Source organism: Ventosimonas gracilis (assembly GCF_001580025.1).
GTDB lineage: Bacteria > Pseudomonadota > Gammaproteobacteria > Pseudomonadales > Pseudomonadaceae > Ventosimonas > Ventosimonas gracilis.
In genome coordinates, this window is sequence record NZ_LSZO01000099.1 from 1 (window position 1) to 1,083 (window position 1,083).

The window sequence follows — 1,083 nt, forward strand, 5'->3', positions numbered from 1 at the left end:
TTCAGCAGCAGCCACGCTTTCCAGTTGTTTCTCTGTGTCACGGGTGAGCGCCTCCATTTGTGCATATAGGGCTTGTTCTTGCCGTCTGGCGTTGTCCAGCGCCTCATTTAGCGCTTGGGTGTAGCGCTGCTGTTCGCGGCTTTCGTGCAATTTGGCGCTGTTGTCGCGCCATTTGTAGCCTAGTCCTGCGCCGATCAGTAGTGCGGCGGGCAGGGCGAGGCTGATGAGGGACGTGGAGAATGTAGGCATTCATGCAGAGCGATTAAAATAAAAGTGTTGAATTTTGCTCTTTGCGAGAGTACAATACGCCTATTGCTGAAAGGGGCGCTTTATGAAATACAACGAATTTAAGCGGTGGTTGCAAAAACAAGGCGTGGTCTTTGCCAAGTCTGCCAGCGGCAGTCACTTTAAAATTCGTTATGGCAACAAACAAACGATTTTCCCTAATCATGGCGCAAAAGAAATCAGCGAGGCGCTGCGCAAAGACATCATCAAACAACTTGGCTTGTCTGAAACCAAGTAAAGGGAGGCGGTTATGTATCACTATCCAATTAACGTTCATGCTGAAAACAGCCATTACTGGTCATCCTGTCTTGATATTCCAGAAGCGCATAGTGCTGGCGATACCTTGGATGAGTTGCTGGGTAATGCAGTAGAAGGCATTGAGTTGGCGCTTGCGATTTATGTTGACCAAGGACGGCGTATTCCTGCGCCTTCGCCTGTCCGTCAAGGGCAGTATGAAATCCACCTGCCTGCGTTGACCAGTGCCAAGATTGCGCTATGGAATGCGCTTTGCCAGCGCGGCCAATGCGTCGCAGACCTTGCGCGCACGCTGGGAGTTTCGCACACGGCAGCCAGTCGATTAGTGGATTTTTCGCACCATTCCAAAATAGAGCGGGTCGAGGAAGCGTTAAAAGCCCTTGGCCTGCGGCTTGAGGTGCGGGATGTGCCGGATTATGACTTAACGGCAACCGTGGCTTTTGCATAGCACTGTTCCCACGTTTTTGGGTGCGGTTTGCCGGGTCGCCAGTTGCACAGGTAGTAATCCCATGCGCTCATCACTTCGCCGATGGCAGGGAGCGG

Annotated in this window: 3 protein-coding genes; 2 read left to right on the plus strand and 1 reads right to left on the minus strand. The window is 52.1% G+C overall.

Going from position 1 to position 1,083, the window contains the following annotated elements; genetic code table 11:
• Window positions 1-249 (minus strand): hypothetical protein (locus AXE65_RS04540; RefSeq protein WP_153015388.1); only part of this gene is annotated, 249 nt, incomplete at its 3' end.
• Between the two features lie 82 nt (window positions 250-331).
• Here AXE65_RS04540 and AXE65_RS04545 point away from each other — a divergent pair.
• Entirely contained in the window at window positions 332-523 is a 192-nt protein-coding gene (locus tag AXE65_RS04545) for a type II toxin-antitoxin system HicA family toxin (RefSeq protein ID WP_068388718.1), read from the plus strand.
• A gap of 12 nt (window positions 524-535) precedes the next feature.
• The gene (locus AXE65_RS04550) at window positions 536-988 is read left to right on the plus strand and encodes a type II toxin-antitoxin system HicB family antitoxin (RefSeq protein ID WP_068388722.1); all 453 of its coding nucleotides are present in this window, start codon (window positions 536-538) and stop codon (window positions 986-988) included.
• Window positions 989-1,083: the final 95 nt, after the last annotated feature.